This is a genomic window from Sphingomonas crocodyli (assembly GCF_004005865.1).
GTDB classification, from domain to species: domain Bacteria; phylum Pseudomonadota; class Alphaproteobacteria; order Sphingomonadales; family Sphingomonadaceae; genus Rhizorhabdus; species Rhizorhabdus crocodyli.
The window spans coordinates 1,436,010-1,461,339 of record NZ_SACN01000001.1; the positions used below are offsets into that span (position 1 = coordinate 1,436,010).

Here is a 25,330-nt window from a genome sequence, read left to right on the forward strand (position 1 = left end):
AAGATGGGATATATCGATATTCTTGTGCCCATCGAGCAGGAGGGCACCAAAGCGATCGTCCGGAATTGGCTCCGGAAAGTCGGTGAGCGGGTCGAGGAAAATGATCCTCTGGTTGAACTCGAGACCGACAAGGTTACGCAGGAAGTGCCAGCACCTGGCGCTGGCGTAATCGCGGAAATCTTACTGCAATCCGACGCGGAGGCTGAGCCTGGCGCTCTGCTCGGCCGCCTGCGGATCGGTGACGAGGCGTTGGCGTCTGGCCAATTCTCCGACGCCTCGGGGGATGCTGGGGCTACGCCTGAGGGGGCAAGCTTGGCCCCGGCATCCTCATCGACTGAGCCATTGGAAGATAATGCTGTTGTCTCAGCCCTGTCTCCTGCGGTGCGTCGCGCGGTGAAGACCCATAATATTGAACCTGTCACCATTCGCGGTACGGGCAAAGGCGGCCGTATTACCCGCGCGGACGTCGACAAGGCTGTTGCCAACCGCGCGGCCACTCCAGCGGTTGCGCCGGTCATCGAGGTGGCTCCAATTGTCCCGAAGCCTGCCTCAGTGCCGGTGGCGCGCGAAGAGGTGCCGCTTGCCGTTGGCGGGGTCCGCTCGGTTCCACACGACCGGATGCGTTTGGCGATCGCGCAAAACATGCTCAACAGTGTGACCGTGGCGCCGCACGTGACCGCCATGTTCGAGTGCGATTTCACCGCGATCATGGCGCACCGCAAGAAGCATAAGGCTGCTTTTGCCGCCGATGGTGCGAACCTGACCTTTACGGCCTATTTCATCGCCGCCTGCGTGGCAGCGATGAAGGCGGCGCCAGCGATCAATAGCCGCTGGTTTGATGATCGCTTGGATATCTTTGACGACGTCAACATCGGCATTGGTACCGCGCTTGGCGACAAGGGCCTGGTCGTACCGGTCGTCTCGAAATGCCAGGAGCTGTCGCTGCTTGGTATCGCGAAGCGGCTGACCGAGATGGTGGATCGTGCCCGCGGCAATAAGCTCACGCCGGCCGACATGCGGGGTGGCACTTTCACCATCTCTAATCACGGCGTCTCGGGCTCACTTTTCGCATCGCCGATCATCATCAATCAGCCCCAATCTGCCATTTTGGGGATTGGGAAGACCGAGAAGCGTGTCGTCGTGCGTGAGGTCGATGGGATCGACACCATCCAAGTCCGGCCGCTTTGCTATGTCTCGCTGACCATCGATCATCGGGTGGTGGACGGACACCAGACCAATGGTTGGCTGTCGCGCTTTGTCGAGGTGATCGAAAACTGGCCCACCGATGGTTGAAGCCAAAATGGACCAGCAGCCACCACAGGATCTGGCTGCCGTGCGGGTGATTGCGATGCCGGCAGATACCAATCCTTCGGGGGATATCTTCGGCGGTTGGTTGATGTGTCAGATGGATTTGGCTGCGAGCAACGTAGCAGCCCGGCGCGCTGAGAGCCGTGTGGCGACGATCGCGGTTGATTCCATGACCTTCCTAAAGCCGGTGAAGGTTGGTGATGAGGTCTCCGTCTACGCGGTCCTAGGCCGTACGGGGCGTACGTCGCTGACGATCGAGGTGGAGGCGTGGCGTCGGCCTTTGCATCGCAATGCGGCTGAGAAGGTGACCGAGGCCGCCTTTACCTTTGTTGCGATCGGCGACGATGGGCGACCCACACCGTTGCCCGAACCATCACATTCGACACCCAGCAATGAAAGCGGGACATGACGATAAAACTTGTCGCTCTGTATAAGCGGCCCTCGGTCGAGGTGGCATTCCTCACCCATTATGAGCAGGTCCATCTGCCCTTGATGCAAAAGGTGCCTCACCTGGAAAAGGTGGAGGTCTTTCGTGATGTCAGTAGCCCCTTCGGCGAAGCGCCTTATTTTCTCGTCGCCGAGATGCATTTCGCTGATCGCGCTCGCTTCGATGCGGCGATGGCCTCTCCTGAAAACCGGGCCGCGGGCAAAGACCTCATGACGTTTGCAAAGGACCTTGTGACGCTCTTGGTCCTGGCGAGCGAATAAGCTCCACTTATGATGGACGCGCATAAACCAGGCTAAAATGCCAAGCGAACCCGCTCTATCGTCATCCGGGGCGATAGGTGGGTTCGCGACATGACGGTGCAGCAGCATTTGGCAAAAGCTTCGCAGCTTGGCTTATGGGAAACCATCGGCGCAGAGGCCCAGCAATTGGGGGCCAAAGAGCCCCTGCTACGACAGTTGCTCCAGTCGCTCATCATCGAGCGCCCTTCTTTGCCGGAGGCTCTCGCTGCTATCTTGGTACGTGATCTGCGCATCGCCGAGATGGATGAGACCGCATTTCACGACATATTGGCTGAAGCTTTGTCTGACCCGGCCATTGCGGCAACGTTGGTTCGAGACCTTCAAGCTGTTCGCGATCGTGATCCGGCGTGCACCACTTATTTGCACGCACTCCTCCACTATAAGGGGTTCCGGGCTCTGCAGGCCCACAAAGTTGCCCATCGGCTTTGGACCGAGCAACGTAGCGAGCTTGCGTCGTGGATCTCTGGCCGCGTCTCGCTCACCTTAGGGCCAGATATTCACCCCGGAGCGCGGATCGGTGGCGGGATCATGCTCGATCATGGAGCGGGCGTTGTGATCGGGGAGACGGCCGTCGTCGAAGACGATGTGTCGATCCTCCAGAACGTTACCCTGGGCGGTAGTGGGAAAATCTTGGGTGACCGGCACCCCAAAGTCCGGCGTGGCGTCATGATCGGCGCGGGCGCGAAGGTGATCGGGAATATCGAAATTGGTGCGTTCAGTAAGATCGCGGCTGGAAGCGTTGTGCTCAAGGATGTGCCAGCGCGCTGCACGGTTGCTGGCGTGCCGGCGCAAGTCGTTCGTATACATGGGAGTGTTGAAGCCCCAGCAGCAAGCATGGACCAACATATTTGATTGTCGCGGGGAGCCGTGAACGACGAACGATGATGTCGACTATGCGCTAAGCTGGCGCACGGCGGTGCCACAAAGGTTCGGGGTTTGCGTCATAGAAGCTTTGGACGCGATCCCAGGCCTCTTCGGCCGAAGAGACGAACTGAAACAGCTCGAGGTCACGCGCTGCGATCATGCCCGCATCGACGAGCGTGTTGAAGTTGATGACCTGCTTCCAGAAGCTCTGATCGAACAGGAGCACGGGCACGACTGGCATCTTTCCCGTCTGCATCAGGGTCAGAATGTCGAAAAGCTCATCGAGCGTCCCAAAGCCCCCAGGGAAGACGGCCACAGCCTTGGCGCGCAGGATGAAATGCATTTTGCGCAGTGGGAAATAGTGGAATTGGAAGCTTAGCTCGGGGGTGACGAACGCATTGGGTATCTGCTCGAAAGGCAGCACGATGTTGAGGCCTATCGATGCGCGGCCAACGTCGGCTGCACCGCGGTTGGCGGCTTCCATGATCGATGGGCCTCCGCCCGAACAGACCACGAAATTCCTGCTGCCGTCCTCACCTTCAGGCACGCTGCTGGCAAGGCGGGCAAGGGCCCGGGCTTCCTCATAATGGGAGCGTTGATTGTCCGCGGTGCGGCGGGGATCCGTCACGGGCGTTCTGGCAGAGCCATAGATGACGAATGTGGATTCAATCTTGGCATCATCGAGGAGCATTTCGGGCTTGAGCAATTCAAGTTGAAAGCGAAGCGACCTTAACTCGTCGCGCTCGAGGAAATTGAGATCTCGGTGTGCCAATTCATACGTGGAAAGAGCCGGCGGGGCGCCCGGGGTGGTTGCGGCACGCTCGTGGCGCGGGCTGTCATTCTTGCGAAATTGATTGGTCATTGGTCATCGCCCGATTGAAGGGAAAGGCGCATGCGTCTGCAGGCGCTTGGAGGCTTTGATGTCACCGGTGAAGCGGAGCTGGTCAGTTTCGTCGCGGCTATCGGTGACGAAGGTGCGGTAATGGCCGTCCGGTGAGACGCGCACCACGACATGACCCTCTGTGCTCTTCACCTTTGGCACAAAGCGTTCGTTGACGGCGCGGCTTGCCGGATCGAGGCGGGTTATGAAGACATCCTTGGTGGGACGACCACGCCAAGCATCGGCCATGCGCTGTAGCGATGCCATTGCTGGATGCGTCGCATGCCAAGCTTGAATGACGTAGGTGTCCGCCGCGAGCGTGCGCGCAAATTCCGGCCAGCATGCGTCAAAATAGCCGTGATGATTGGCGGCCGCGACGTCGACTTGGCCGGTCGCGCGCGCGATCGGTGTTTCGACATCGAGCCAGGGAATGGCGCCATCATGTGTGTCAGCGACAAGATCGCCGCCGGTAAAATACCGGAAGGGCCCATATTCGAGGACCAGCGCGATCGACATATGGTTTTCTTCGGGCGTGCCTTCGGGCGTCCATGACTGGCGCGGCGGTAGCAGGTCGCGGGATTGGCCATTGCCGCCGCTCCAAACGCGTCCGTTGCCCCCTGTGAACCGCACAGTGAAGGCGCCGGGCGTTCGGCTGACGAGTTGCTCTTTCGAGCCGACGGCAACGTGCTGAACTTTGCGCCCATTTTGCAGGCGCGCGGTCAGCCAGGCGAAATGGTTCGCTGCGAAAGGCGCATCGATCAGGGGCAGGGGGTCATAATCTGGAAAGCCACGATCGATGACGAGATCTGCGGGCATGAGCGCATCGACCTCGCTCAGACCCGATAAGACATATCCTTCAGGCGCTTTGGGATCCCCATCCTTTGGCGAGCCAACATGGTCAGGATGGACGTGGGTGGCGATCATATAATCGAGCGTGGTGCGCTTGGCGGCGCGGGCATGGCGCAACGCATAGCGCGCGACCCATTCTCCCGCTCTTCGCGTGTCATTGGGGCGCAGCGGCGTTGAGGCAGGTGGGCCGCCTCGCGTTGCACCGCAGTCGATGAGAATGGTCGTTCCGTCCGGCCCCATGATGAAGGTCGCGTTGCCAACGCCGGTGTCGATATGGTGGATATCGAGCATCCCCGGTGTCCAGGCCGGTAAGGTGTAGGCGGTGGTTGCTGACGCCCGATCGGGTTTCACTGTCTGAAGGCCTAGGCCGACCAGACTGCCGAGCATCAGCTCACGGCGATTCAGTTCCATACTCACCGGTCGCCCGTCCCCTTCGCGCAAGCGAAGCTGGAGGCGATGTCGGTGTTGCCGCTGCCGTCATAGCGAGTGATCTGCGGATAAGGGCAGATCGGTCTGGATAAGCGCCGGGATGGGGCGTTCGGAACCGGGCCCGAGCCCACAAACATTTGCGGTGCGACACCCTTCTCGACCCATTGTTCGAGCGCCGTAATGAGGTCGCGTTTTGGATCGGTCGTGTCCGCATCGACGGTGATCGCAGTGGGGCCATCCCCGCCGTAGCAATGACCCATGCCAGGGATCAGAAAGAGCCGATAGAAAGAGGTGATGGGATCATTGGCTACGCTTTGCTGGTCGGGAAAGCGGGCCATGAATGCCATTACCGCTTCGTAATAAGCGATCGATGCCCCGGCGGGCATGAGAGCGTCCGACCAACCATGATAATGGATGAGCTTGCCCCCGCGGGCTCGAAATGACCGCAAGTCAGGATTGGTAGCATCGACAACAGGGGCACCCTTGCGATCGGAAAGGGCGATATCCTTGTCGAAGTCGAGAGACCGGAAATCCCAATCGCGGCGTTCGAACAGCGCTTGGCCGAAATAGGTGTCTCCGAACGAGCTCATCCCTGGCTGCCAGGGCGTGATAAGATTGCTGCCTGGAGCATTCTCGATCCCTGGCGGATAGCCAGGATATATCTGCTCGCCGGTCCGCGGATTGCGGGGACCATCGTAGATCTGCCGCAAAGTGGCGACCTGGGGGTCTGTGAGGCAGTTGTCGGTGGCAGTGCCGCTGCATGTCAGAACCGCTGGATCAAAGCGGCAGAAGCGCGGATCCGCAATCAGTCCGTCCGTCACGCCATCTATCTGATCACAAGCCGACATTACCGCGTTTTGAATGAGCGCGCGTTTGGTGATTGGTATTGCCCCAGGGGAGCCGGCACGCTGAGCTTGCTGGGTCCATATCAAGCCGGCAGCCCATCGCGACCAGGCATTGCCGGGATTGCCAGCGAGGATGCCGTCAAAATATTCCGGAAAGCGTTGAGCTGCCATCAGGGCTTCGCGGCCACCGTCGGAGCAGCCCACAAAATAGGAATGTTGGGCAGGGCGTCCGTAAAATGATGTGATGGCTGCGGTCGCAACCCGTCTGGTTTCGCTGAGCGCGCGTGAGCCGAAGTCGATCAGCTTTTCTGGATGACCGATCGCAAACTCAGCAGATCTTTGTCCCTGACCGTGATCGTCTACCCCACCTTGATGCCCGTTGTCGGTCGACGCTGCGGCGAAACCACGCTTGAGTGCATCGGCTAGAGGGCGCCTATGGATCGCGCCAGCCCAACCGCCATTGCCAATCTGCTGATATCGGCCGTTCCACCCGGTCGCGGGCAGCCAGATCTCTATGCCAATCTCGGAATCGCGTGTCGGCCGTGCGATGGCCTTCACCTCGCAATGTGGGGCGAGCGTGACCGTTTTAGCGCCGGATATGGTTGGAGCGGAGCTTGGATAGTCTTTGGCGTCAATGAACGTCGTTGAGAGGATTTCGACGTTGGGGAGATCGAGTTTGCTTAGTTTGGTGCACGCATTATCGGAGGTCCGCCGCGGACTGGCAGCCGCCGGCTCGAGCGCGGCCAGGCTCACCAATAGCGACAAAAGAGCGGTCATATTTTGTGAATTGGTCAGCACATGAAGCGCCTTCGTGAAGGCGAAGACTGAGCAGCAAACTGCCCAGCCTTCGCACCCCTTCAATATTTATAGCTAACCCGCAGCCCATAGGTCCGAGGCGGAGCCAGCCATTCCGCGTTCACGACGAAATTGGAGAGGATCAGCGGATATTTGCGATTGGTCAGGTTTCGTCCCCAGACCATCAGCCGCCAATGCTCATCCGTGCTCGCTAAGCCCACTTGCCCATCGAGAAGGTTGGTGTTGGGGATCGGCAGCGTATTGCTCGCGCTGGGAAAGTAGCGGTCTTTGTGTGCGAACGAGATGCTCGCCAGCATCCTCAGCGTGGCCGAGATCGGCTGATCGAGGTCTGCCGCGATCGAATAGGACCACGGAGGCGATTTCCCGAGCTTGTTGCCGGTCTGGACCGCGCCGCCTGGGATCACATAGGTCCCGTATTTTGCGTCCATATAAGCCAGCGTGGCGTTGATCGTCAGCGGCTGGATCGGGCTGAAGCCCAACTCGGCCTCAATACCCTTTGCCTTTGCCCGCGTGGCGTTGGTGATGTTGCCAACGAACGTGAGGTTATTGAAGACGAACTCCTGCTTGTCTTTATACCTCGTCGTGAAGCCCGCAATGTTGAGACGGCCGCGGCCGTCAGCAAAACGGGACTTCAGACCGATTTCATAGGAGCTAGACGTTTCGGGCTTAAACGTGTTGCGAAAGGCTGCGATGACGTCGGCCTCGGTGTTGTAGCCACCAGCGGTAAACCCGGTCGCATGGCTACCGTACAAGGTGATGTCGTCAGTCGGGCGATAGGTGGCAACCGTACGGTAGGTGACCTGGCGCCAACTATGATCGTCATTGCCAAGGAAGCTGCTGGCCGGCGCGGTACGGTTGGTCAGGCGCTCCTGAGCTTCCTTGCGTTCGTAGGTGTATCGCACGCCTCCAGTCAGATCGAGCTGATCTGTGACGTGCCAGGTCGCGTCTGCAAAAGGCGCGATGCTGGTCGTTTTGACGTCCTGATCGTAGAAATTGTCCAACGAGGTGGCGCCGGTCCGAGCGGCGAGACGATATTTTCGCAACCCGCGCCTGGAATGCTGATCGAAGTAGAACAGGCCTGTGACGAGGTTCACCGCCTGGCTGTCATAGCTGACACGAGCCTCTTGGCTGAAAGCGGAGTCCCGTTCCTGCTCTTCGCCAATTTCCTGAAATTGGCTCGCCAGGCTTCGGAATGACAGGCCTGTGCGCGAGAAAATCTCGAAGCTCTTAGAGTAGCGATATGCGGTGACCGAGGTCACCTTAACCGGACCGTCCCCAAGCTCGATCCGTGCTGAAGTGCCGGCGATGTTGGCGCGATAGGTCTGCTGAACTCCCAGTTCGGAGGTCCGGCGGTTGGTGTCGCTCCCGGTGAGCGCCGACAGTGCGCGGCCGCCATTTTCAGCATGCTCATAGTCGCCCGACAGGCGAAGCTTGAACATGTCGCTCGGCTTGAACACGAGCTGCGCGCGGCCCGACCACGAATCCGCATCATCCTCTTTCTTGCCGTTGAGGATGTCCTTGCCAAAGCCGTTGCGCTTTTGCCGATCGATCGAGACAGATCCGGCGGCCTGGTCCGATAAGGGCGCGCTCATATAGCCCGAAAATTCATAGAGGCCGTAATTGCCAATTCCGGCCCGCGCATTGGCTTGGATGTCAGCGAGTGACGGCTCGCGGGTCTGGATCAAGATCGCACCGGCGGTGACATTTCGGCCAAACAAAGTGCCCTGCGGGCCTTTCAAAACGGACACCGACTGAACGTCAGCAAGCGAGATGTTGGAAGCCGAGAAGCGCGGCAGATAAACATCGTCGATGAACACGCCGATCGGCTTGGCAGCTCCAGCCGCGCTGAACGTGTTGTCGGCGCCACGGATGGCGAAGATTGGCTGACCGTAGCTGAATTTGGACGTCACCAGGCCAGGCGTGAACGAGGCCAGATCACTGACATCCTCGATATTCCGGTTCGCAAGATCCTTGGAGCTGAAGGCGGTCAGTGTGATCGGTACTTTTTGCGCAACCTCGGGCCGCTTTTGAGCAGTAACCACGATATCGGAACCGGTGGATTGCTCATCTGCTGCACCTTGGACTTGAGCATCCCGGCGCAGGATAATCACGTCGCCTTTGTCGGAGGCGATCTCGAGGCCCGTGCCCTCGATCAAGATGTTCAGCGCCGTCCGGGCGTCCAACATGCCCTTGACCGCATGGCTCCGCTTCGAGGTTTTGTGATCTACTGGCGCAATGACCTGAAGGCCTGACTGGCGTCCGAACGTGGAGATCGCGGCTGAAATATCTTGGGCTGGAATATCAAACTGTACGCGCTGCGCCATTGCCGGTGAGGCAGTCGCAACCGCGACGACGGCTGATCCGCACGCCAACATAGTTCTCGAAATCATGAAATCCCCCGCATCGAACCAAGGCCAATGCCTCGATGGCCTTAGGATGCGGAGCAGACGGCTTCCCGCCATTCGCTGACAAAAGATTTTCAGTTTCGCGAGATCGTCACGACGTTGCCTTTGCGTACGCTGCTCAGCCCAAGGCTCAAGGCTGCATTTTCCGCAAAGCCTGCGGGGTCATTTGTAGCGTACACACCGGTGATGTGCAGATTGGCGATCGAAGGATCGCTCACCTCGATCTTAAGATCGGAGTAGCGGCTGAATTCCGCGACCGCATCAGCGAGTGTCATGCCTTCGAGGTCGAGCCGCCCTTGGCGCCAGGCCAATGCGCCGTGCACCTGCGAAGGCGCCAGATTGGTGATCACGGGCGTCGAGGTTGCGTTGACCGAGAAGGCGATGCCGGCATGAACACGGCCCAGAATCTCGTCATTGCGAGCGACCTCGACGACGCCTTCGGTAACGAGAACCCGAATCTCATCCTCGCCGATGCGCCGGACCGAAAAGCTCGTGCCGACTGCGCGTACGCTCATATCGCCGGCATAGACGATGAATGGTCGTGTTGGATCCTTGGCGACGTCAAACAGCGCTTCGCCGGTCAACAGGTCTACCCGCCTCAAGCTTTCGCTCATTGCAGGCGTGATCTGGGTCAGCGTGTTGAGCGTTATGTGTGACCCTTCCTGGAGTGCCAGCTGTCGCACTGCGCCCTTGGGAGTTGCGATGGACCTACCTATCGACGAAGCAGAGCGGCGGTTTGCAGCGAAAATGCCGAGGCCCGTGGTGACTGCAAAAACCGCGCTTGCAGCGGCCGCCAAGACCTTGCGCCGTGAAGGCGTCTCGACCGTGGGCGGCGCAGCGGCGAAGTCGTCCCCGAGCGCCACTACTCGGTCTAAATGGAGATTGACGGCCAACGCGCGAGCATAGGCGCCAGCGCGGCGTGCATCGCTCGCTGCCCAGCGCTCAAGTTCCGCCTGATCCTCGTCGGACAAGGGGCCGCGATCCTGACGCGCCACCCAATCCGCCGCCTCCTGATCAATATCAGCGGCGGTCGCGCGCGGCTCTGTCGGTTCCGTCGGCTTGGATTGGCTCATGGCTATTAGATGCAGCGGCATCGCGGTTTCCGCCACGCCCAATTATCGACCCTAGCATATTAAGTGCTTTACCTATATGCTTTTCGATCGTGTTTTCAGACACGTTCATGGCGACGGCGGCCTCTCGCTGGCTCAATCCCCGGACCTTGCGGAGGACAAAGGCCTCGCGGCATTTTGGCGGCAATTTCTCGATCATCTCCGCCAATCGACCGAGCTCTTGGCGCCCAGACGCTATCGCTTCGGGAGAGGGCACGTCGTCGGGAATGAGCAGTGCGTCAAACTCCGCCAATGCGCTGAACGAGACCAGCCGGGATTTCCGGAAGGATTGCAGGATTACGGATTTTGCGACTTCGAAGAGATAGATCCGTGGATTGTGGATATGCTCGACCGAAGACAGCCCCGCGAGGATGGCATAAGTCTCCTGGATAACGTCGTCGACCTCTAGCCCTGGGACGCTCCGACGGGTGAGCCAAGAGCGGAGCTCCGGCTCATGCACGAGCACATGCCTGGTGAGCCAGAGAGCTCGTTCGGGCGTTGCGAGGGCCATTGCACAGTTATCACGACTCTTCGTGACATTCCCAAGACGAAATTGCCTCGAAGGTGGGTCTGGCTGAAGGATCCGCCGACGTGCGTGGTTGATCGCCATTGACCAATTGGTACAGTCTCGTGGTACATAATCGGTGTCAAACGGCGCTGTTGAAATCCGTAAGGCATTGATTTTGCTGGGGCGTAAAGGCCTGGTTGAGGCTCCTGGCGCCCCAGCCAAATTACTCGCCGGTGAGCAGAGCCTGCCTTATCAACGACGGGCGTGCACGATCGTCGACCCCCTGGTCGATCGAAAGAAGCGATATAGTATCGATCATAAAGCGATAATATTCGTGCGATTATGGTCGCAATCTTCGGCCGTTCGGAAAAAATCCGGCCGAGTTTTGCAAGTCCCTATAAATCATGAATTTCGTTAATAGGCCTCAAGTCTAACCGTGCGGACTTCGCGATGAGTTGCGGCGCAGCATAATATATGTTGTGATTACGTAATGATTGGGCTTGTCGATGGATCGCGCCGTTCTAACGTGCCGACAACGTTACGATTTTTCCGCCGAATGATGGCTGAAATCAGCCGTTTTTGTCCTATCCAAAGGCGTTTTTCCGAAAACCGCCTCGGTTGACGATTCGCATGGCTTTCTATCTGTTGCGCCGCGGCAGGTTGGGGAGTGAAGCGTATGCCGTTCAACTCCAGCGAGTTTGTACCGGGTTTCTCGCCGTCGGGCGGAAGCGTGGGGGGAAGCCGCAACCTGCCGGATAGCCGTCGTTCAGGCGCGCCGTCTTTCAACACAGACAATCTCAAGCGTTTTTCCCGCGGGGGCAGGAAAGCGACTTGGAACAGGCCGTTCACGGCCTGGATCGCATGCCCCCGCACCCGAGGCTGCGAACCTGTGCTGGAAGGCGCCGTGAGTAGCTTTGGGGAGATTTGCGATGCGAATATTGGTCACCGGGAATCTGGGCTATGTCGGCCCGGCGGTGGTGCGTTGCCTGCGCGCGGCCATACCGGACGCGGTGATCCACGGCTATGACGACGCCTATTTCGCCCACTGCCTGACGGGCGTCGCGTCGCTGCCCGAGCGGCTGATCGACCGGCAAAGTTATGGCGATGTCCGCGCGATCGACCGATCGCTGCTCGAAGGAGTCGATGCGGTCATTCATCTCGCGGCGGTTTCGAACGATCCGATGGGCAATCGCTTCGAGCATGTGACCCGCGCCATCAACGAAAATGCGTCGATCGCGCTGGCCCGCGCCGCCGCCGATGCGGGCGTCCGCAATTTCGTCTTCGCGTCGAGCTGCAGCGTCTATGGCGTGGCCGATGGCGGCCCGCGCAGCGAGGGCGATCCGCTTAATCCCATCACCGCTTATGCCCGATCGAAGATCGGAACCGAGCGTGGGCTGGCGGAGATCGACACCGGGATGACGATCACCTGCCTGCGCTTCGCGACCGCGTGCGGCATGTCCAGCCGGTTGCGGCTCGATCTCGTCCTCAACGATTTCGTCGCCTGCGCATTGTCCGCAGGCGAGATTACGGTGTTGTCCGATGGCACGCCGTGGCGCCCGCTGATCGACACGCAGGATATGGCCCGCGCGCTGCTGTGGGCGGCGACGCGCGAAGCGGCGAATGGCGGCCGCTATCTGGTGGTCAATGCCGGCAGCAACGACGGCAATTATCAGGTGCGCGATCTGGCCCAGGCGGTGGCTGACGCCGTGCCGGGCACCACCGTCTCGATCAACCTCGATGCCCCGGCGGACAGCCGCTCCTATCAGGTCGATTTCAGCCTCTATGCCGCCTTGGCACCTTCGCATCAGCCGCAGGTAACGCTGCGGCAGTCGATCGCCGAACTGGTCGACGGGCTTGGCGCGATGGGCTTTGCCGATGCCGATTTCCGTTCTTCGCCGATGATCCGGCTGCGTGTGCTGCAGGATCATATCGCGGCAGGCCGGCTGAGCGAGGATCTGTGCTGGCAGAGACCCGATCAGCAGCGGAGGGCCGCGGCGTGAAGGTCGCGTTGCTGGCAGGCGGGTTCGGCACTCGCTTGAGCGAGGAAACCTCCGTCCGGCCCAAGCCGATGGTCGAGATCGGCGGCCGGCCGATCATGTGGCACATCATGAAGATCTATGCCCATTATGGGTTCAAGGATTTCGTGATCCTGGGCGGCTACAAGGTCGATTTCATCCGCAATTACTTCCTCAATTATCGCGGCCACAATTGCGATTTCTCGATCGACCTGGGCAGCGGCGACACCGAATGGCACGGCTGGGAAGGCGAGGACTGGCGCGTCACCGTGCTCGACACCGGGCTGGATTCGATGACGGGCGGCCGGGTGAAGCGCGCGCGGCACGTGCTGGGTCACGAGCGTTTTTGCCTGACCTATGGCGACGGGCTGAGCAATGTCGACATCCCCAAGGTGATCGCCGCGCACGAGGCCGCGGGCGCGTGGTGCACGCTGACCGCCGTGACCCAGCCGGGTCGTTATGGCGCGCTCAAGATCGGCGACGATAACGGGGTCGTCGAAGGCTTTCGTGAGAAGGGGCCGGCGGACGGCGGCCTGATCAACGGCGGCTTCTTCGTGTGCGAGCCGGAGATGATCGACCTGATCGACGATGACGACACCGTGCTGGAGGCCGAGCCGATGGACCGGCTGATCGAGCGGGGGAAGCTGGGCAGCTATCACCATGACGGTTTCTGGCAGAGCATGGACTCGCTGCGCGACAAGCATCTGCTGGAAAGCCAGTGGCGCGAAAATCCGCCCTGGCGCGTCTGGGCCTGACCGGGGGCGGCCATGATCATCGTCGACAAGGCATTGGAGAAGGCCGAGGCCGAAGGGCGCCCGATCGGGGTGGCCATCGTGGGCGCGCGCTTTCAGGGCGCCGCGATCGTGCGGCAGATCGTCCATTCGGTGAAGGGGATGCGCGTCGTCGGCGTCGCCAACCGTAATATCGGGCCGGCCGTGCGGGCGTTTACGGACATCGGGATCGAACCCGATATCGCGTCCGGCGCGGACATCGCCGTTGCGATTGCGGAAGGCCGGCTGGTCGCGACCGAGGATGCGATCGGTCTTGCCAGCGCGGACGGGGTCGACGTGCTGGTCGAGGTGACCGGATCGGTCGATTATGCCGCGCAGGTCGTGCTCGCCGCGATCGGGGCGGGCAAGCATGTCGTGCAGATGAACGCCGAACTAGACGGCACGGTCGGCCCGATCCTGAAGGTGAAGGCCGATGCGGCGGGCGTCATCTACAGCTTTTCCGACGGCGATCAGCCGGGCGTGCAGATGAACCTCTACCGCTTCGTGCAGGGCCTGGGCGTGAAGCCGGTGCTGTGCGGTAATATCAAGGGGCTGCACGATCCCTATCGCAACCCCACGACGCAGCGGGCCTTTGCCGAGAAATGGGGGCAGAAGCCGGCGATGGTCGCGTCCTTCGCCGACGGCACCAAGATATCCTACGAACAGGCGATCGTCGCCAACGGCACGGGCATGAAGGTCGCGCGGCGGGGCATGATCGGGCCGGATTTTTCGGGCGGCGATCCGACCGCGCCGCTCGTCCCGCTCGAACAGACGCTCGATGCCTTTGCCGAACATCTGGCAGACGCGCCCGACGGCCTTGTCGATTATGTCGTCGGCGCGCGTCCGGGGCCGGGCGTGTTCGTGCTGGGCACGCATGACGATCCGCGCCAGCAGCATTTCCTCGATCTCTACAAGCTGGGGAAGGGGCCGTACTACTGCTTCTACACCCCCTATCATCTCTGCCATTTCGAGGTGCCGAACTCGATCGCCCGCGCGGCCTTGTTCGGCGATGCCGTGCTGGCGCCGGCGGGCGCGCCGGTCGTCGGGGTCGTGGCGGTCGCCAAGCGCGATCTGGCCGCCGGCGAGGTGATCGGCGAGTTTGGTGGGCACGAAGCCTATGGCGTGGCGGAGAATGCCGACGTCATCGCCGATGAGCAGTTGCTGCCGCTGGGGCTCGCCCTGGGGTGCCGGCTGGTCCGGCCGATCGCGAAGGATCAGGCGCTGCGCTTCGCCGATGTCGTGATCCCCGGCGGCCGAACCGTCGACGCGCTTTATGCCGAACAGGAAGCCCATTTCGGCCTGCGCCGTCGTCCGCTGGAGGCGCTGGCATGATCTTCCGGGAAACGACGCTCAAGGATGCGTGGGTGATCGAACCCGAGTTGCGCGGCGACGAACGCGGCTCCTTCGCGCGCACGATGTGCAAGGCCGAGTTTGCGGCGCGCGGCCTCGCCACCGATTATGTTCAGCAGAACATGTCGGTTTCGGCCACGGCGGGCACGGTGCGGGGCATGCATTTCCAGCGCGCGCCCTTCACCGAGGCGAAGCTGGTGCGTTGCGTGCGGGGCCGAATCCTCGACGTGATCGTCGACATGCGTTCGGGTTCGCCGACCTATCTGAAGCATGAGGGGTTCGAGCTCAGCGCCGAAAACCATCGGCAACTCTATGTGCCGCCGGGTTTCGCCCACGCCTTCCAGACATTGGTCGACGATATCGAGGTCTCGTATCTCGTATCGGCGCCTTACACGCCCGATGCCGAAGGTGGCGTGCGCTACAGCGATCCGCTGCTCGACATCCAATGGCCGCTGCCGGTCAGCGTGATTTCGGACAAGGACGCCAACTGGCCGTTGATCGATCCCGATGCCGAGCCGGTTTTCTGAATGATCCAGCGCCGCCCGGATCAGGCGGCGCTGGAAAATCCGAGGGGGTCGTTCGATATCGACGACGGCAGCGTTTCGGCCCTGCTTGCGCCCGTCGCGTTCGGCCGATCGACCATGTCCGGCACCGGCTTGAAGAAAAAGGCGGAGAGTACGCCCTTGGCGACCATCTTCGCCTTGTAGAACTGCTTTTCACGACACAGCTGGAGCGCGAGGACCGCGCGCCGCTTGACCAGCTTGACGATCGCGCGCCGTTTGCCGGCCTGCAGCACCATCCACATATTGTTGCGGATCGCGTAGAAGTGATAGCCGATCCGGCGCGGATTGGTCTCGGTGCGGATGTCGAGCGAGCCCGACATCTGGCGCACATGCACCACGCGGCTGTCGCCGACCATATAGCCGGGCCGGTCGCGCGTGATCCGCGTGGTGAATTCGGTATCCTCGCCCCAGATATAGAATTGCGGGATCGGCAGGCCATGTTCGCGCAGCGTTTCGCGCGGGAGCAGGATCGACACGAAGGTCGCGCGCCGCACCGGCATCAGCCCATGCGCCAGAAGATCGGGCCAGCTTTCATAGTCGAGTGGGTTGAGCCGCGTATCGAGCGCGGGCGTATTAGTGATTTCCCCTCCAGGCGCGCGCGCCGTGGAGATCAGGAAGGGCGGGTGGATCGCCTTGCCCGCCAGCATCGCGCGGGCATCGAGCAGCTTTTCGAGCGCGTCGGGGGCGGCGATGACGTCGTCGTCCATCACCCAGATGAAGTCCGCGCCGCTTTCATAACCGGCCCGCATCGCGGCGTTGAAGCCGCCCGCCGCGCCGATATTGGATGGCAATGCGTGAATCTCGATCCGATCGCCTGAAGATCGCAGCATATCGACGGTGCCGTCAGAGCTGCCGTTGTCGAGAACAATAATGGAACCGCACGCAACGCTCTGTTGCTGAATTGCGTCGAGGCACTCGGCAAGAAGATCCTTGCGATTATACGTCAAAACAACTGCGCACACATTCATCATCGAGGAGGCCCCCAATTACTGAACCATCCCGTTAATAAACCTTTACGGCCGTTCGGTCCACCGTGGAGGCGAAACTATTCGTCGTCAGCTGGCTCGATTAGTCTGCTCTTTGGCACGGTTCGTCAGGCTCAGTGCAGTATGCTTCAGATCGAGCAGCGCGGCTCGCCCGGCCGGAAAGATCGCCAGCACCCCCCACGCGACGGCGAAGGCGAGGGGCAATCGAATGGCGAGATCGAGCAGGGGCCAAGGGCTAATCGGCTTATCTGTCAGAAACAATTGCGAAAAACCCATAACCGTACAGGCAAGGACGTTGGGGGCCGCAAGCCGTGCCAGATCGCGCGTCCGCACCGGCCCGCGCCGCCCGACCCAAAACCAGACGATCGGCGCGCGTATGAACAGATCGCTGATCGCATAGGCCGCCGCCACGCCGACCGCACCCCACGGCGCACCGATCAGGAAGGCGGCGATCGACGTTATCGCGATCACCAGTCCCCACCACGCGAATTCGGTGCCGCGCTGCTGGCTGACGAACAGCCACCCGGTCGTCGCCGAAATCGGCTGGTGGATCGCGGCGAGGCCGAGCCACAGGAAGATCGCGACGCTCGGCTGCCATTGGGGGCCGAGGATCGTCGGGATCGCGCTGTGCGCGTTGGCGAGCAGGAAGACGACCCCCGGCAGGGTGAACAGCATCAGTTGCTGGAGCGTGCGCAGATAGACGCGGCGATACCGTTCGGGATCGTCGCGCAGCCGCGCCAGCATCGGCACCAGCACCCGCCCGACCGGCGAATTGACCTGCGACAGCGGGAACAGCAGCAATTTGTAGGCGCGGTCATAATAGCCGAGCTGCGCCGCGCCGCTGCTATGCCCGATGATCACATTGTCCAGATTACGCGACAGGAAGTTGGTGAGGTCGAACCCCATCAATCCCGATCCGAAGCGCAGCAGCGGCGACGCCTCCCTGATGTCGGCCGACCAGTCCGGTCGCCAGCGCGAAACGCGCCACAGGCCGGTCACGCCGACCAGCGACGCGGTGACCGACTGGGCGACCAGCGCCCAGATGCTCGGCGCGATCGAGGCCCATATGAGTGCCGCGACGAAGCCGGCGGTGGCGGCGCTCATATCGATCATCGCGAGCCGCCCGAACTGCATCGATCGCACGATCAGCCCCTGATGCTGCCCCCCCAGGGCGGTGAGCAGGATCGTGCCGGCCAGCACGCGCATCGGCCCGATCAGCCGCGGCTCGCCGTAGAAATCGGCGGCAAGCGGGGCGAGTGCTGCGAGGACGACGGCCAGCGTCGCGGCCACCGCGATGTTGATCCAGAAGATCGCGCTGATCTGTCGCGGGCTGATCGATTTTGCGGTGGCGACTGCCTGCGTCAGCCCCAGATCGCCGAACAGCAGGACGAAGGCGATCATCGGCGCGATCATCGCCATCAGGCCGAAATCGCCGGGTGGCAGCATTCGTGACAGGGTGACGACCGACAATATCTGGAGCAGCAGGCGATAGGCCTGCGCGCCGCCCGTCGACAGCGCGTTGCGCGTCGCGCGGCCGCGCAGGTCGCTCATCTCCGGTTCGCTAAAGGCCTTGTCGTTGCTCAACGCTTGGCCAGATCGAGTTTGTCGGCGACGATTTCGGCGATGGCGAGCGAACTGGTGAGGCCGGGGGATTCGATTCCGAACAGGTTGACCAGTCCGTCGAGCCCGTGCCGGTCCGGCCCGTCGATCCGGAAGTCCGCCGCCGGTTCGCCGGGGCCGGACAATTTGGGCCGGATGCCCGAATAGGCTGGCGCCAGCCGATCGGCCTCGATCCCCGGCCAGATCGCGCGCGCCGCCGCCAGGAAATCGGCCCCCCGCACGGTATCGACCCCATAAGCGATCGCATCGATCCATTCGACATCGGGGCCGAAGCGCGCGCCGCCCGCCAGATCGAAGGTCAGGTGCGTGCCCAGCCCGCCGGGCACGGGCACCGGATAGATCAGATGGCGGAACGGCACCTTACCGCCATAGCTGAAATAATGGCCGCGTGCGTAATGGATGGTCGGGCGGTCGGGCGGCTCCAACCCCTCCGTCTGCGCGGCCAGCAGATGCGCGCCCAATCCGGCCGCATTGATGAGGATGTCCGCCGTCAGCGCAGGGCGGTCGCCGTCCTCTTCGCCGGCAATGTGAACGCCCCAGCCGTCGGCACGGCGCGACAGGCGCGTGACCGCCGATCGGCCCACGAAGCGCCCGCCAAATGCCTCGGCTTCTCCGAGCAGGCTCTGCATATAGGCATGCGCGTCAATGATCCCGGTCGATGGTGAGAACAGCGCCTCATGGCAGGGCAGTTCGGCTTCGTAGGACGAAGCGCCCCGCCGATCGAGACGGATCAGATCGTCGACCCCGGCCGAAGCCGCAGCCTGCTCGATTGTGTCGAGGCTGGCGGCCTGTGCGGCGTCGCGCGCGAAGATCAGCTTGCCGATCCGGCGGTGCGGAACGGCGTTGCGCGCGCAATGATCGTAGAGCAGCGCGCGGCCCCGCACGCAGAGCGACGCCTTGAGCGATCCTGCCGGATAATAGATGCCCGCGTGAATGACCTCGCTGTTGCGCGAACTGGTGCCGGTGCCGAAGTCGGCTTCGGCGTCGAGGATGATCGGTTCCAGCCCGTTCCGGGCGAGACGCGCCGCGATCGCCAGCCCGACGACACCCGCACCCACCACCACAGAACGCACATCGGCCATGCTCACTCCATCGCCTGACCCCAAGGGTGGAGGCGATGGAGTGGCGAAATCAAGCCATTTCTACGCGATGCCGACGAAGCGATCGGGCTGAATGCCCGTCAGCCGTTCCGGGCCGCTTCGATCGCGGGGAAGGCATCGAAGTAGAAGGCGAAGCGTTTACGCAGCTCGTCGCGCGAAACACCGAAGTCGCGTTCGATATTGTAGCTCACCTGCCCATGCTTGCCGCGCGGATGGGTTTCGACGAAGTGGCGGATTTCGGCATCGGCCTTGTCCGACGGCGGCAGGCCCGCCTTGCGCTGTACGGCGTGGACGAAGGCCATTTCGTCCTTCATCAGCGCTTCGAACGGCACGTCGACCCGCTGATCCTCGGGCCAGACGTCGCGGTCACGCACACTGGCGCGCAGCAATTGTTCGACCCGGTCGGCCCAGTAATCGAACACCCAGCGGGCATCGATATCGGGATAACGCGCGCGTTCGGCATAGGCCATCATCGTCGCGGCCGATTGGATCGCGTCGACGGGATCGCGATAGGTCATCACCACGATCGCGTCGGGATAGACCTTCTTGAGCACCGGCAGCTGTTCCAGATGTTGCGGGCATTTGTTGACCCAACGCACCGGCCCCTTCTTGTGCTGGAGGATCTTCAGCACGGTGCGCTGATATTCGTAATGCGACGTCTGGTCGGTCGACGTGTGGAAATCGCGCCACTTGGGCACGCGCGACATCCATTCCCAGAAATAGGTCGCGAAGTCGGGGCACATGAGGAACAGGTCTTCATCGAAATCGTCCGGGCCGACGAGGTGCATCGCGGCGGTGAGCGGGGAGGATGCCATCGCCGCCTCATGTTCGGCGACCGCGCGGGTGTAGCGCGGGTCGATCCCGTCCGGGCCGATGGGCTTCAGCGGATTGGGCAGCGGCTCATTCCCCTCCCACATCGGCAGCGATCGCAGGCGGCTGTCGGCGGCGAGGAGGTTGAGCAGGTGGGTCGTGCCCGATCGGGGGAGGCCGACGACGATGATCGGACGTTCGATCACCTCGTCATGCACGTCCGGATGTTTCTTCACATAATCCTGGATCAGCAGGCGGTTGGCGGCGTGACGGCTGGCGACGTCGAACAGGATCATGCGGTTGAGCGCCGTCATCCGCGTATCGCCATTCCACTCGTCGACCAGTCGCGCGAGCCGGGGGCGGAAATCGTCGGGGCCGAAATCGGTAAGGCCGGTATCCTTGCGCGCCTTGCCGAGGATCGCTTCGATCGACAGGTCGATCGGATTGGCGGCGGCATAGGCTAGGCCGCCCTTCACCGCATCGGACAGGACCGGATTCAGCAGGTCGGTAATCTCGATCTTGTTGCTCACGCTGCGCCTCCAACTGCCTTTTCGAGTTTCGCGACATGCGCGCGCAGCCAGCCCGCCTCCCAGAAATTGGGCGGATCGGTGCGGACGAGCAGAGCGCGATGCGCGTCGAGCGAGAGGGCAAGCGCGCCGCGATCATCGGGGGCCTTGGCCAGCGCGACTTCGGCCAGGAGTTGCGCGGTCTCCGGATCGCCCGCGTCGAACTTGCTCCGCCCCAGCGCCACGACCGCATCGACACCTGCGAGCGCCGCAAGATCGGCATAGATGTCGGCAGGCTGCGCCGCATACATTTCGCTGGTCGCGCGGGCTTTGAACCAGCCCATATATTGTTCCCACACGGTGCGGACCACGAAGCTGATCTTCCCGTAACCTTCGCCAACATAGAGATGGTCGGGCAGCTTCACCTCACGCATCAGCGTGAAGATGTCCTTGCCCGCATTCATCCCGTCGAGCGTGGTCTGGTGGACATAGGACACCGCATCGTGGAGCCGATCGAGGCAGGTGCGGATCAGGTCACGCCCGACGATCGGCTCGAAATGGCCGGTGATCAGCAATTCCGGCTCCAGATCGCGCACGCGGCGCAGCGACGACAGATAGGGTTCGGCGAAGCGGTAACGATCGCCCCGGATCGTGCACAGGTTCGGGAAGTGCGGGAAAAGCGGCCCGAACATATTGCCGGTAAAGACGATGCGATGCTGCGGCAGGTGGATGGCAAGGCTGTCGACCGTCTCGCCACCGGGGACCGAGAGCAGTTCGAGATCCAGCCCGCCCAGCGTGAGATCGAGGCGGTCGTCGACCAGGATGTCGGGCTTCGGCACGTCCTGCATCGGCGCGGTGTTGGGCGCATGGAGCGTCGCGGTCTGCATGGGAAACCAGGTCGACGACTGGATATTGCGGACCGTCTTGATCCGCTGATCATCCGCCTGGCAATCGGCATTGTTCTTCTGCGCGATCACCTTCGTCTCGGGCTGGCGAAGCTGCGCGACGCCGCCGACATGATCGACATGGCCCTGCGTCAGGATCAGATAGGGCAGGGGGCCGGATCGGACGGGGGCGAGTTCCTTCGCGATTGTCGGTGCCTCGAAGCCCATGCCGGCATTGATCTGAATGTCGCCCTCGGCCGTCTTGATCAGATAGACGTTCGAGACCGAAGGCACGCAGTGGATGAAATCGTTGATCTGGAAACGCTGACCCTCGCGGGCGATCTGCAACGCCCACATGTCGGGTCGCTTGGCGACAAGGTCTTTCACGACGTCCATGCTGTGTCTCCTTGTCAGCCGAGATTGAGGATGCGGATGGGATCGCTGCCGTCCCAGTCGCGCGCGGCCTCGCGCGTCATCGCGGCGAGGCCGGGATTGCCGCCGGGCATGCACAGGATTTCCAGCAGCGTGCCGTCGCCGCCCTTGGTGTCGATGTAGATCCATTCGGGGCCGAAATGCCGGCCTTCATGAACCACCTCGAAGCCCTTCTCCGCCGCCAGAGCGCGCGCAGTGGCCATGTCTTCGACGACGATGCAGGTGTGGTGGACGCCGTCCTTCCCGGCGTCGAACCAGTCGCTGTAGACCGATTTGCCGGAGTTCTTCTGGCGGATGATCTCGATCTGCATCTCGCCCCAATTGCCCAGCGCGATATCCAGGACGATGTCCTTTTCGACACCATAAGCCGCGGTCCATTCGGCCTGATTGTCCTGCAGGATGAAGAAGGGGCCGGCGCCCTTGTTCAGCCAGTGCTGGATCGCGCCGTCGAAATCCTGCGGCACGAACGCGATCTGCATGATCCCGCCCAAATCCGCCAAAGTCTGTGCCTTTGCCATGTCGATCACCCCTGAATTGAAAAGCCGCCGTCGACGGCGATGGTCTGTCCGGTGATGAAGGATGCCGCCGCGCTGCTGAGGAACAGGGCAGGGCCGGCGCAATCCTCGGCTTGGCCGATGCGGCCCAGCGGGGTGCGCGCGATGAACGGCTCCGCAAAACCGGGATAGTCGAGCGCGGGCTTGGTCATCCGCGTCTCGATCATGCCCAGCGCGAGCACGTTGGCGCGGATGTTGTGGCGGCCCCAGGCGACCGCCATCGCGCGGGTCAGGCCCAGCAGCCCGGTCTTGCCCGCGCCGTAGCCGGGCACCGCCTCGATCCCGAACAGCGACGACATCGATCCGATGCCGGTGATCACCCCGCCGCCGCGCCGCTTGCTCGCGCCCAGCCGGTCCTTGAGCGCATGCGACAGCCGATAGCCGCCGACGAGGTGCATGTTCACCGCGCGGGCGAAGATGTCGGGCTCCCATTCGTCGAGGCCGACCGCCATCATGCTCATGCCGGCATTGTTGATCAGCACGTCGACATCGCCGACCGCGTCCGCCACCGCATCGATAGCAGCCGGATCCTCCATGCTGGCAAGTTGGAGGTAGCGATAGGCGGACAGATCGGCGTCATAGTCGGCCGGGCCGCCGCGCGTGCCCGTGATCGTCACGGTCGCGCCGTCGGCGACATAAGCGGCGGCGATCGCGGCGCCGATGCCGCTGGTGCCCCCGGTAATCAGAACCTTCGCGCCCTCATGCTGCATGATGGCATCCTCCTCTCGACCTTATGGATATTGGACGAGCACCTTGGCCGCCCGTTCGGGATCGGAGGCGATGGCGAACGCCTCCAGAAAATCGGCGCCGTCGAAGCGATGGCTGATCATCTGTCCGACATCGAAATCGCCCGATCCGATCAGGTCGAGCATCTGCGCGAATTCGTCGCGATAGGCGCAGGCGGTGGTGATCGTCAGCTCGCGGCCCAGCAATTGTTGGAAGTCGATTTCGGCCGGCTTCTTCTGGACCGAGACGACGCACAGGATCGCGCCGGGCGCGGCCATCGCCAATATGTCGGCGATGATGGGCGCGCCCGATGCCTCGATATAATGGGTGGTCGCGGGCATTTCCCCGAACCAGCTTTGCGCGGTGCCGTGAAAGCCCTTGAGCGCGTCGGCCAGATTGCCCGTACGCGGATCGATCGCTTCGTGTGCGCCCAGCGCCAGTGCGCGTTCGCGCCGGAAGGCGGACAGGTCGACCGAGACGATCTGGTCGATCCCCATGCGCCGCAGATTGACGATCGTCGCCAATCCGATCGGCCCCGCGCCGAACACGACGACCTGATCGCCCTTCCTCGCGCCCGATCGGTTGGCAGCGTGCGCGCCGACGGCGAGCGGTTCGGCCAGCGCCGCTTCGTCGAACGAGACATGATCGGGGATCGGCAACAAGGCATCCGGATGGTCGGCGACGCCGCGGACGAGCAGATGTTCGGCAAAGCCACCCTCGGGGCCGCCATTACCAATCAGGTTCATCGTGGGATTGACGATCACGCGCTGGCCGATGGCGAAACCCGCGACCGCGCTGCCGATCTGCGCGATCGTGCCCGCCAGTTCGTGGCCCAGCGGGACGGGAATGTCCGAAGGCCCGGCGACGCCGCCGATCGCGACATAGCCGACGTCGCTGCCGCAAATGCCCGCGCTCGCGATGCGGACGACGACATCGTTCGGCCCTGCGACGGGTGTCTCGATCTCGTCGAGGCGCAGGTCTCCCGGCCCGTGGACGAACGGAACCTTCACGGCATCGTCTCCCTATCCGCCCGGAGCCTGACCGTCCGGGTCGTTCGATGGGATCAAGCCGCGCCTGGGCCGACGGATCAACCGCCGGCGGTTTCAGCGTTTCGGAGTTTCGGCCACGAAGGCCGCGATCAGTGCCGCGAGCGCAGTCGGAAGGCGGTGGGCGTCTCGCCGGTCGCGCGGCCGAAGGCCGTCGTGAAGCTGCCCTGCGTGGTGAAGCCCAGCCGTGCGGCGATCATTTTCACCGGCATGTCGGTCTTGGTCAGCCATTCGGATGCGCGGGCACAACTCACCTCCTGCAGCCGATCGCGCAGCGTGGTGCCGCTGGACTGGCGGAAGGCGCGGCGCAGATGGCGTTCGCTCAGGCCGAGCAAAGTCGCGAGTTCGCAGACCGTCGGCATCGGGCGTGCGGCATCGTCGAGCCGGGCGTCGATCCGCGCCATCTGAAACGGCGTCAGCCCGCCCCGATCATAGCTATTGTCCTGATCGAACCCCACCGATCGCAGCAGATTGACGATCAGCAGCGTCGCCATGCCGTCGACATAGGATCGGCTGGCGAAACCCGGCTGCGCGAGTTCGGTCGACAGGCCTTCGAGCAACTGCCGGATCGGAAGCGCGGAAAGGTTGATGCTCTGCACGAGTTCGCGCGCGCCCCAGTTCAGCTTGCGCTCGCTCACCGCGTCGAAGCGCTTCTGGCTGATGCGGAAACGCAGGATCGTCTGCTGCCCGCCGTCATTGCGCGCCAGCAGGGTGGTGCCTGCCGGTTGGAAGGCGATCCGGCCCGTCGGCGTATAATCCATGTCGGCGCCCGCAAAACGGCTGCGGCTGTTGCGCGGCGTTTCGGACAGGCACAGGCCGAACGAGTGGTGATCGTCGATGAACGACATCTCGGTCGTGCTGTCGAAACGGAAATCGGAAATGTCCAGGCTCATGCCCGGAAGCGCGATCCGGCGCACGACGTCGATATCATAGGTGCTTTGCTGACCTGCAATTGCCACGGCGGCTCTCCTTGCCTGTCTCGCTCTGTCGGCGAGGCTGTCGGCTCGACCGGGATTGTGCACTTCACGGGATCGGCCGTCCAGATCGGCCGATCGCTTTCGAGTCGCGCCTTAAGCGCACTTGCGCACTCAGAAATTTGCGATTGTTCACAATGCTGAACCCGCATTCAGCAGTCGTTTGCTGAATTTCAAGGAATTCGCGGTTAAGCGGACCACGGCGTTGTTCGCCATTGGTCTGTCCGGAAAGTT

Annotated in this window: 24 protein-coding genes; 8 read left to right on the top strand and 16 right to left on the bottom strand. The window is 62.3% G+C overall.

Going from position 1 to position 25,330, the window contains the following annotated elements; translation table 11 throughout:
- Positions 1–3: 3 nt before the first annotated feature.
- From EOD43_RS06740 to cysE, 4 genes are all read left to right on the top strand, one after another.
- Entirely contained in the window at positions 4–1,293 is a 1,290-nt protein-coding gene (locus EOD43_RS06740; RefSeq protein WP_127742291.1) for a dihydrolipoamide acetyltransferase family protein, read from the top strand.
- Positions 1,286–1,717, top strand: coding sequence for an acyl-CoA thioesterase (locus EOD43_RS06745; protein WP_240653109.1), 432 nt, complete (start codon positions 1,286–1,288; stop codon positions 1,715–1,717). Before EOD43_RS06740 ends, EOD43_RS06745 begins: the two co-directional genes overlap by 8 nt.
- Positions 1,714–2,016 (top strand): EthD family reductase, encoded by a 303-nt coding sequence (locus EOD43_RS06750; RefSeq protein WP_127742294.1) that lies wholly within the window; start codon positions 1,714–1,716, stop codon positions 2,014–2,016. Before EOD43_RS06745 ends, EOD43_RS06750 begins: the two co-directional genes overlap by 4 nt.
- Before the next feature lie 90 nt (positions 2,017–2,106).
- On the top strand, positions 2,107–2,907 hold the full coding sequence (cysE, locus tag EOD43_RS06755) for a serine O-acetyltransferase (protein ID WP_127742296.1): 801 nt from the start codon (positions 2,107–2,109) through the stop codon (positions 2,905–2,907).
- A 46-nt stretch (positions 2,908–2,953) separates the two neighbouring features.
- Here cysE and EOD43_RS06760 read toward each other — a convergent pair whose 3' ends face one another.
- The 7 genes from EOD43_RS06760 to EOD43_RS06790 all read right to left on the bottom strand — a co-directional run bounded on the left by EOD43_RS06760 (position 2,954) and on the right by EOD43_RS06790 (position 11,609).
- Positions 2,954–3,781 carry an LOG family protein gene (locus EOD43_RS06760; RefSeq protein WP_127742298.1) on the bottom strand — a complete coding sequence of 276 codons (828 nt, stop codon included), beginning with the start codon at positions 3,779–3,781 and terminating at the stop codon, positions 2,954–2,956.
- Positions 3,782–3,784: 3 nt separating this feature from the next.
- Positions 3,785–5,059 carry a ComEC/Rec2 family competence protein gene (locus EOD43_RS06765; protein ID WP_127742300.1) on the bottom strand — a complete coding sequence of 425 codons (1,275 nt, stop codon included), beginning with the start codon at positions 5,057–5,059 and terminating at the stop codon, positions 3,785–3,787.
- A gap of 2 nt (positions 5,060–5,061) precedes the next feature.
- On the bottom strand, positions 5,062–6,720 hold the full coding sequence (locus EOD43_RS06770) for a tannase/feruloyl esterase family alpha/beta hydrolase (protein ID WP_127742302.1): 1,659 nt from the start codon (positions 6,718–6,720) through the stop codon (positions 5,062–5,064).
- A gap of 59 nt (positions 6,721–6,779) precedes the next feature.
- Positions 6,780–9,128 (bottom strand): TonB-dependent receptor, encoded by a 2,349-nt coding sequence (locus EOD43_RS06775; RefSeq protein WP_164857132.1) that lies wholly within the window; start codon positions 9,126–9,128, stop codon positions 6,780–6,782.
- Between the two features lie 89 nt (positions 9,129–9,217).
- The gene (locus tag EOD43_RS06780) at positions 9,218–10,252 is read right to left on the bottom strand and encodes a FecR family protein (RefSeq protein WP_240653232.1); all 1,035 of its coding nucleotides are present in this window, start codon (positions 10,250–10,252) and stop codon (positions 9,218–9,220) included.
- Positions 10,164–10,763, bottom strand: a complete 600-nt coding sequence (locus EOD43_RS06785) for an RNA polymerase sigma factor (protein WP_127742308.1) — start codon at positions 10,761–10,763, stop codon at positions 10,164–10,166. Before EOD43_RS06785 ends, EOD43_RS06780 begins: the two co-directional genes overlap by 89 nt.
- Before the next feature lie 480 nt (positions 10,764–11,243).
- Positions 11,244–11,609 (bottom strand): hypothetical protein, encoded by a 366-nt coding sequence (locus EOD43_RS06790; RefSeq protein ID WP_127742310.1) that lies wholly within the window; start codon positions 11,607–11,609, stop codon positions 11,244–11,246.
- Positions 11,610–11,689: 80 nt separating this feature from the next.
- On the opposite strand from EOD43_RS06790, the gene EOD43_RS06795 reads away from it, so the two are divergent.
- From EOD43_RS06795 to rfbC, 4 genes are read left to right on the top strand one after another with little or no spacing between them, the layout of a single operon-like run.
- A complete protein-coding gene (locus EOD43_RS06795) occupies positions 11,690–12,760 on the top strand; it encodes an NAD-dependent epimerase/dehydratase family protein (protein ID WP_127742312.1) in 1,071 nt (356 codons plus the stop codon).
- A complete protein-coding gene (rfbF, locus tag EOD43_RS06800) occupies positions 12,757–13,530 on the top strand; it encodes a glucose-1-phosphate cytidylyltransferase (protein ID WP_127742314.1) in 774 nt (257 codons plus the stop codon). The genes EOD43_RS06795 and rfbF overlap by 4 nt, the downstream gene beginning before the upstream one ends.
- Positions 13,531–13,542: 12 nt before the next feature.
- A complete protein-coding gene (locus EOD43_RS06805; protein ID WP_127742316.1) occupies positions 13,543–14,877 on the top strand; it encodes an NAD(P)H-dependent oxidoreductase in 1,335 nt (444 codons plus the stop codon).
- A complete protein-coding gene (gene rfbC, locus EOD43_RS06810; RefSeq protein ID WP_127742318.1) occupies positions 14,874–15,422 on the top strand; it encodes a dTDP-4-dehydrorhamnose 3,5-epimerase in 549 nt (182 codons plus the stop codon). The genes EOD43_RS06805 and rfbC overlap by 4 nt, the downstream gene beginning before the upstream one ends.
- A 20-nt stretch (positions 15,423–15,442) precedes the next feature.
- Here rfbC and EOD43_RS06815 read toward each other — a convergent pair whose 3' ends face one another.
- From EOD43_RS06815 to EOD43_RS06855, 9 genes are all read right to left on the bottom strand, one after another.
- Positions 15,443–16,429: a glycosyltransferase family 2 protein gene (locus tag EOD43_RS06815; RefSeq protein ID WP_127742320.1), complete on the bottom strand. Its 987-nt coding sequence runs from the start codon at positions 16,427–16,429 to the stop codon at positions 15,443–15,445.
- Between the two features lie 84 nt (positions 16,430–16,513).
- Positions 16,514–17,995 (bottom strand): lipopolysaccharide biosynthesis protein, encoded by a 1,482-nt coding sequence (locus tag EOD43_RS06820; protein WP_164857134.1) that lies wholly within the window; start codon positions 17,993–17,995, stop codon positions 16,514–16,516.
- Positions 17,996–18,024: 29 nt separating this feature from the next.
- Complete coding sequence (locus EOD43_RS06825) at positions 18,025–19,146, bottom strand: NAD(P)/FAD-dependent oxidoreductase (RefSeq protein WP_127742324.1); 1,122 nt, start codon at positions 19,144–19,146, stop codon at positions 18,025–18,027.
- Positions 19,147–19,244: 98 nt separating this feature from the next.
- Positions 19,245–20,504, bottom strand: a complete 1,260-nt coding sequence (locus EOD43_RS06830) for a sulfotransferase family protein (RefSeq protein ID WP_127742326.1) — start codon at positions 20,502–20,504, stop codon at positions 19,245–19,247.
- On the bottom strand, positions 20,501–21,760 hold the full coding sequence (locus tag EOD43_RS06835; protein WP_164857135.1) for an MBL fold metallo-hydrolase: 1,260 nt from the start codon (positions 21,758–21,760) through the stop codon (positions 20,501–20,503). The genes EOD43_RS06830 and EOD43_RS06835 overlap by 4 nt, the downstream gene beginning before the upstream one ends.
- A gap of 14 nt (positions 21,761–21,774) precedes the next feature.
- On the bottom strand, positions 21,775–22,314 hold the full coding sequence (locus EOD43_RS06840) for a VOC family protein (protein ID WP_127742330.1): 540 nt from the start codon (positions 22,312–22,314) through the stop codon (positions 21,775–21,777).
- Positions 22,315–22,319: 5 nt separating this feature from the next.
- Positions 22,320–23,060, bottom strand: a complete 741-nt coding sequence (locus EOD43_RS06845; protein ID WP_127742332.1) for an SDR family NAD(P)-dependent oxidoreductase — start codon at positions 23,058–23,060, stop codon at positions 22,320–22,322.
- Positions 23,061–23,081: 21 nt separating this feature from the next.
- Positions 23,082–24,086 (bottom strand): zinc-dependent alcohol dehydrogenase, encoded by a 1,005-nt coding sequence (locus tag EOD43_RS06850; protein ID WP_127742334.1) that lies wholly within the window; start codon positions 24,084–24,086, stop codon positions 23,082–23,084.
- A 128-nt stretch (positions 24,087–24,214) separates the two neighbouring features.
- Entirely contained in the window at positions 24,215–25,081 is an 867-nt protein-coding gene (locus EOD43_RS06855; RefSeq protein WP_127742336.1) for a helix-turn-helix transcriptional regulator, read from the bottom strand.
- Between the last annotated feature and the right edge of the window lie 249 nt (positions 25,082–25,330).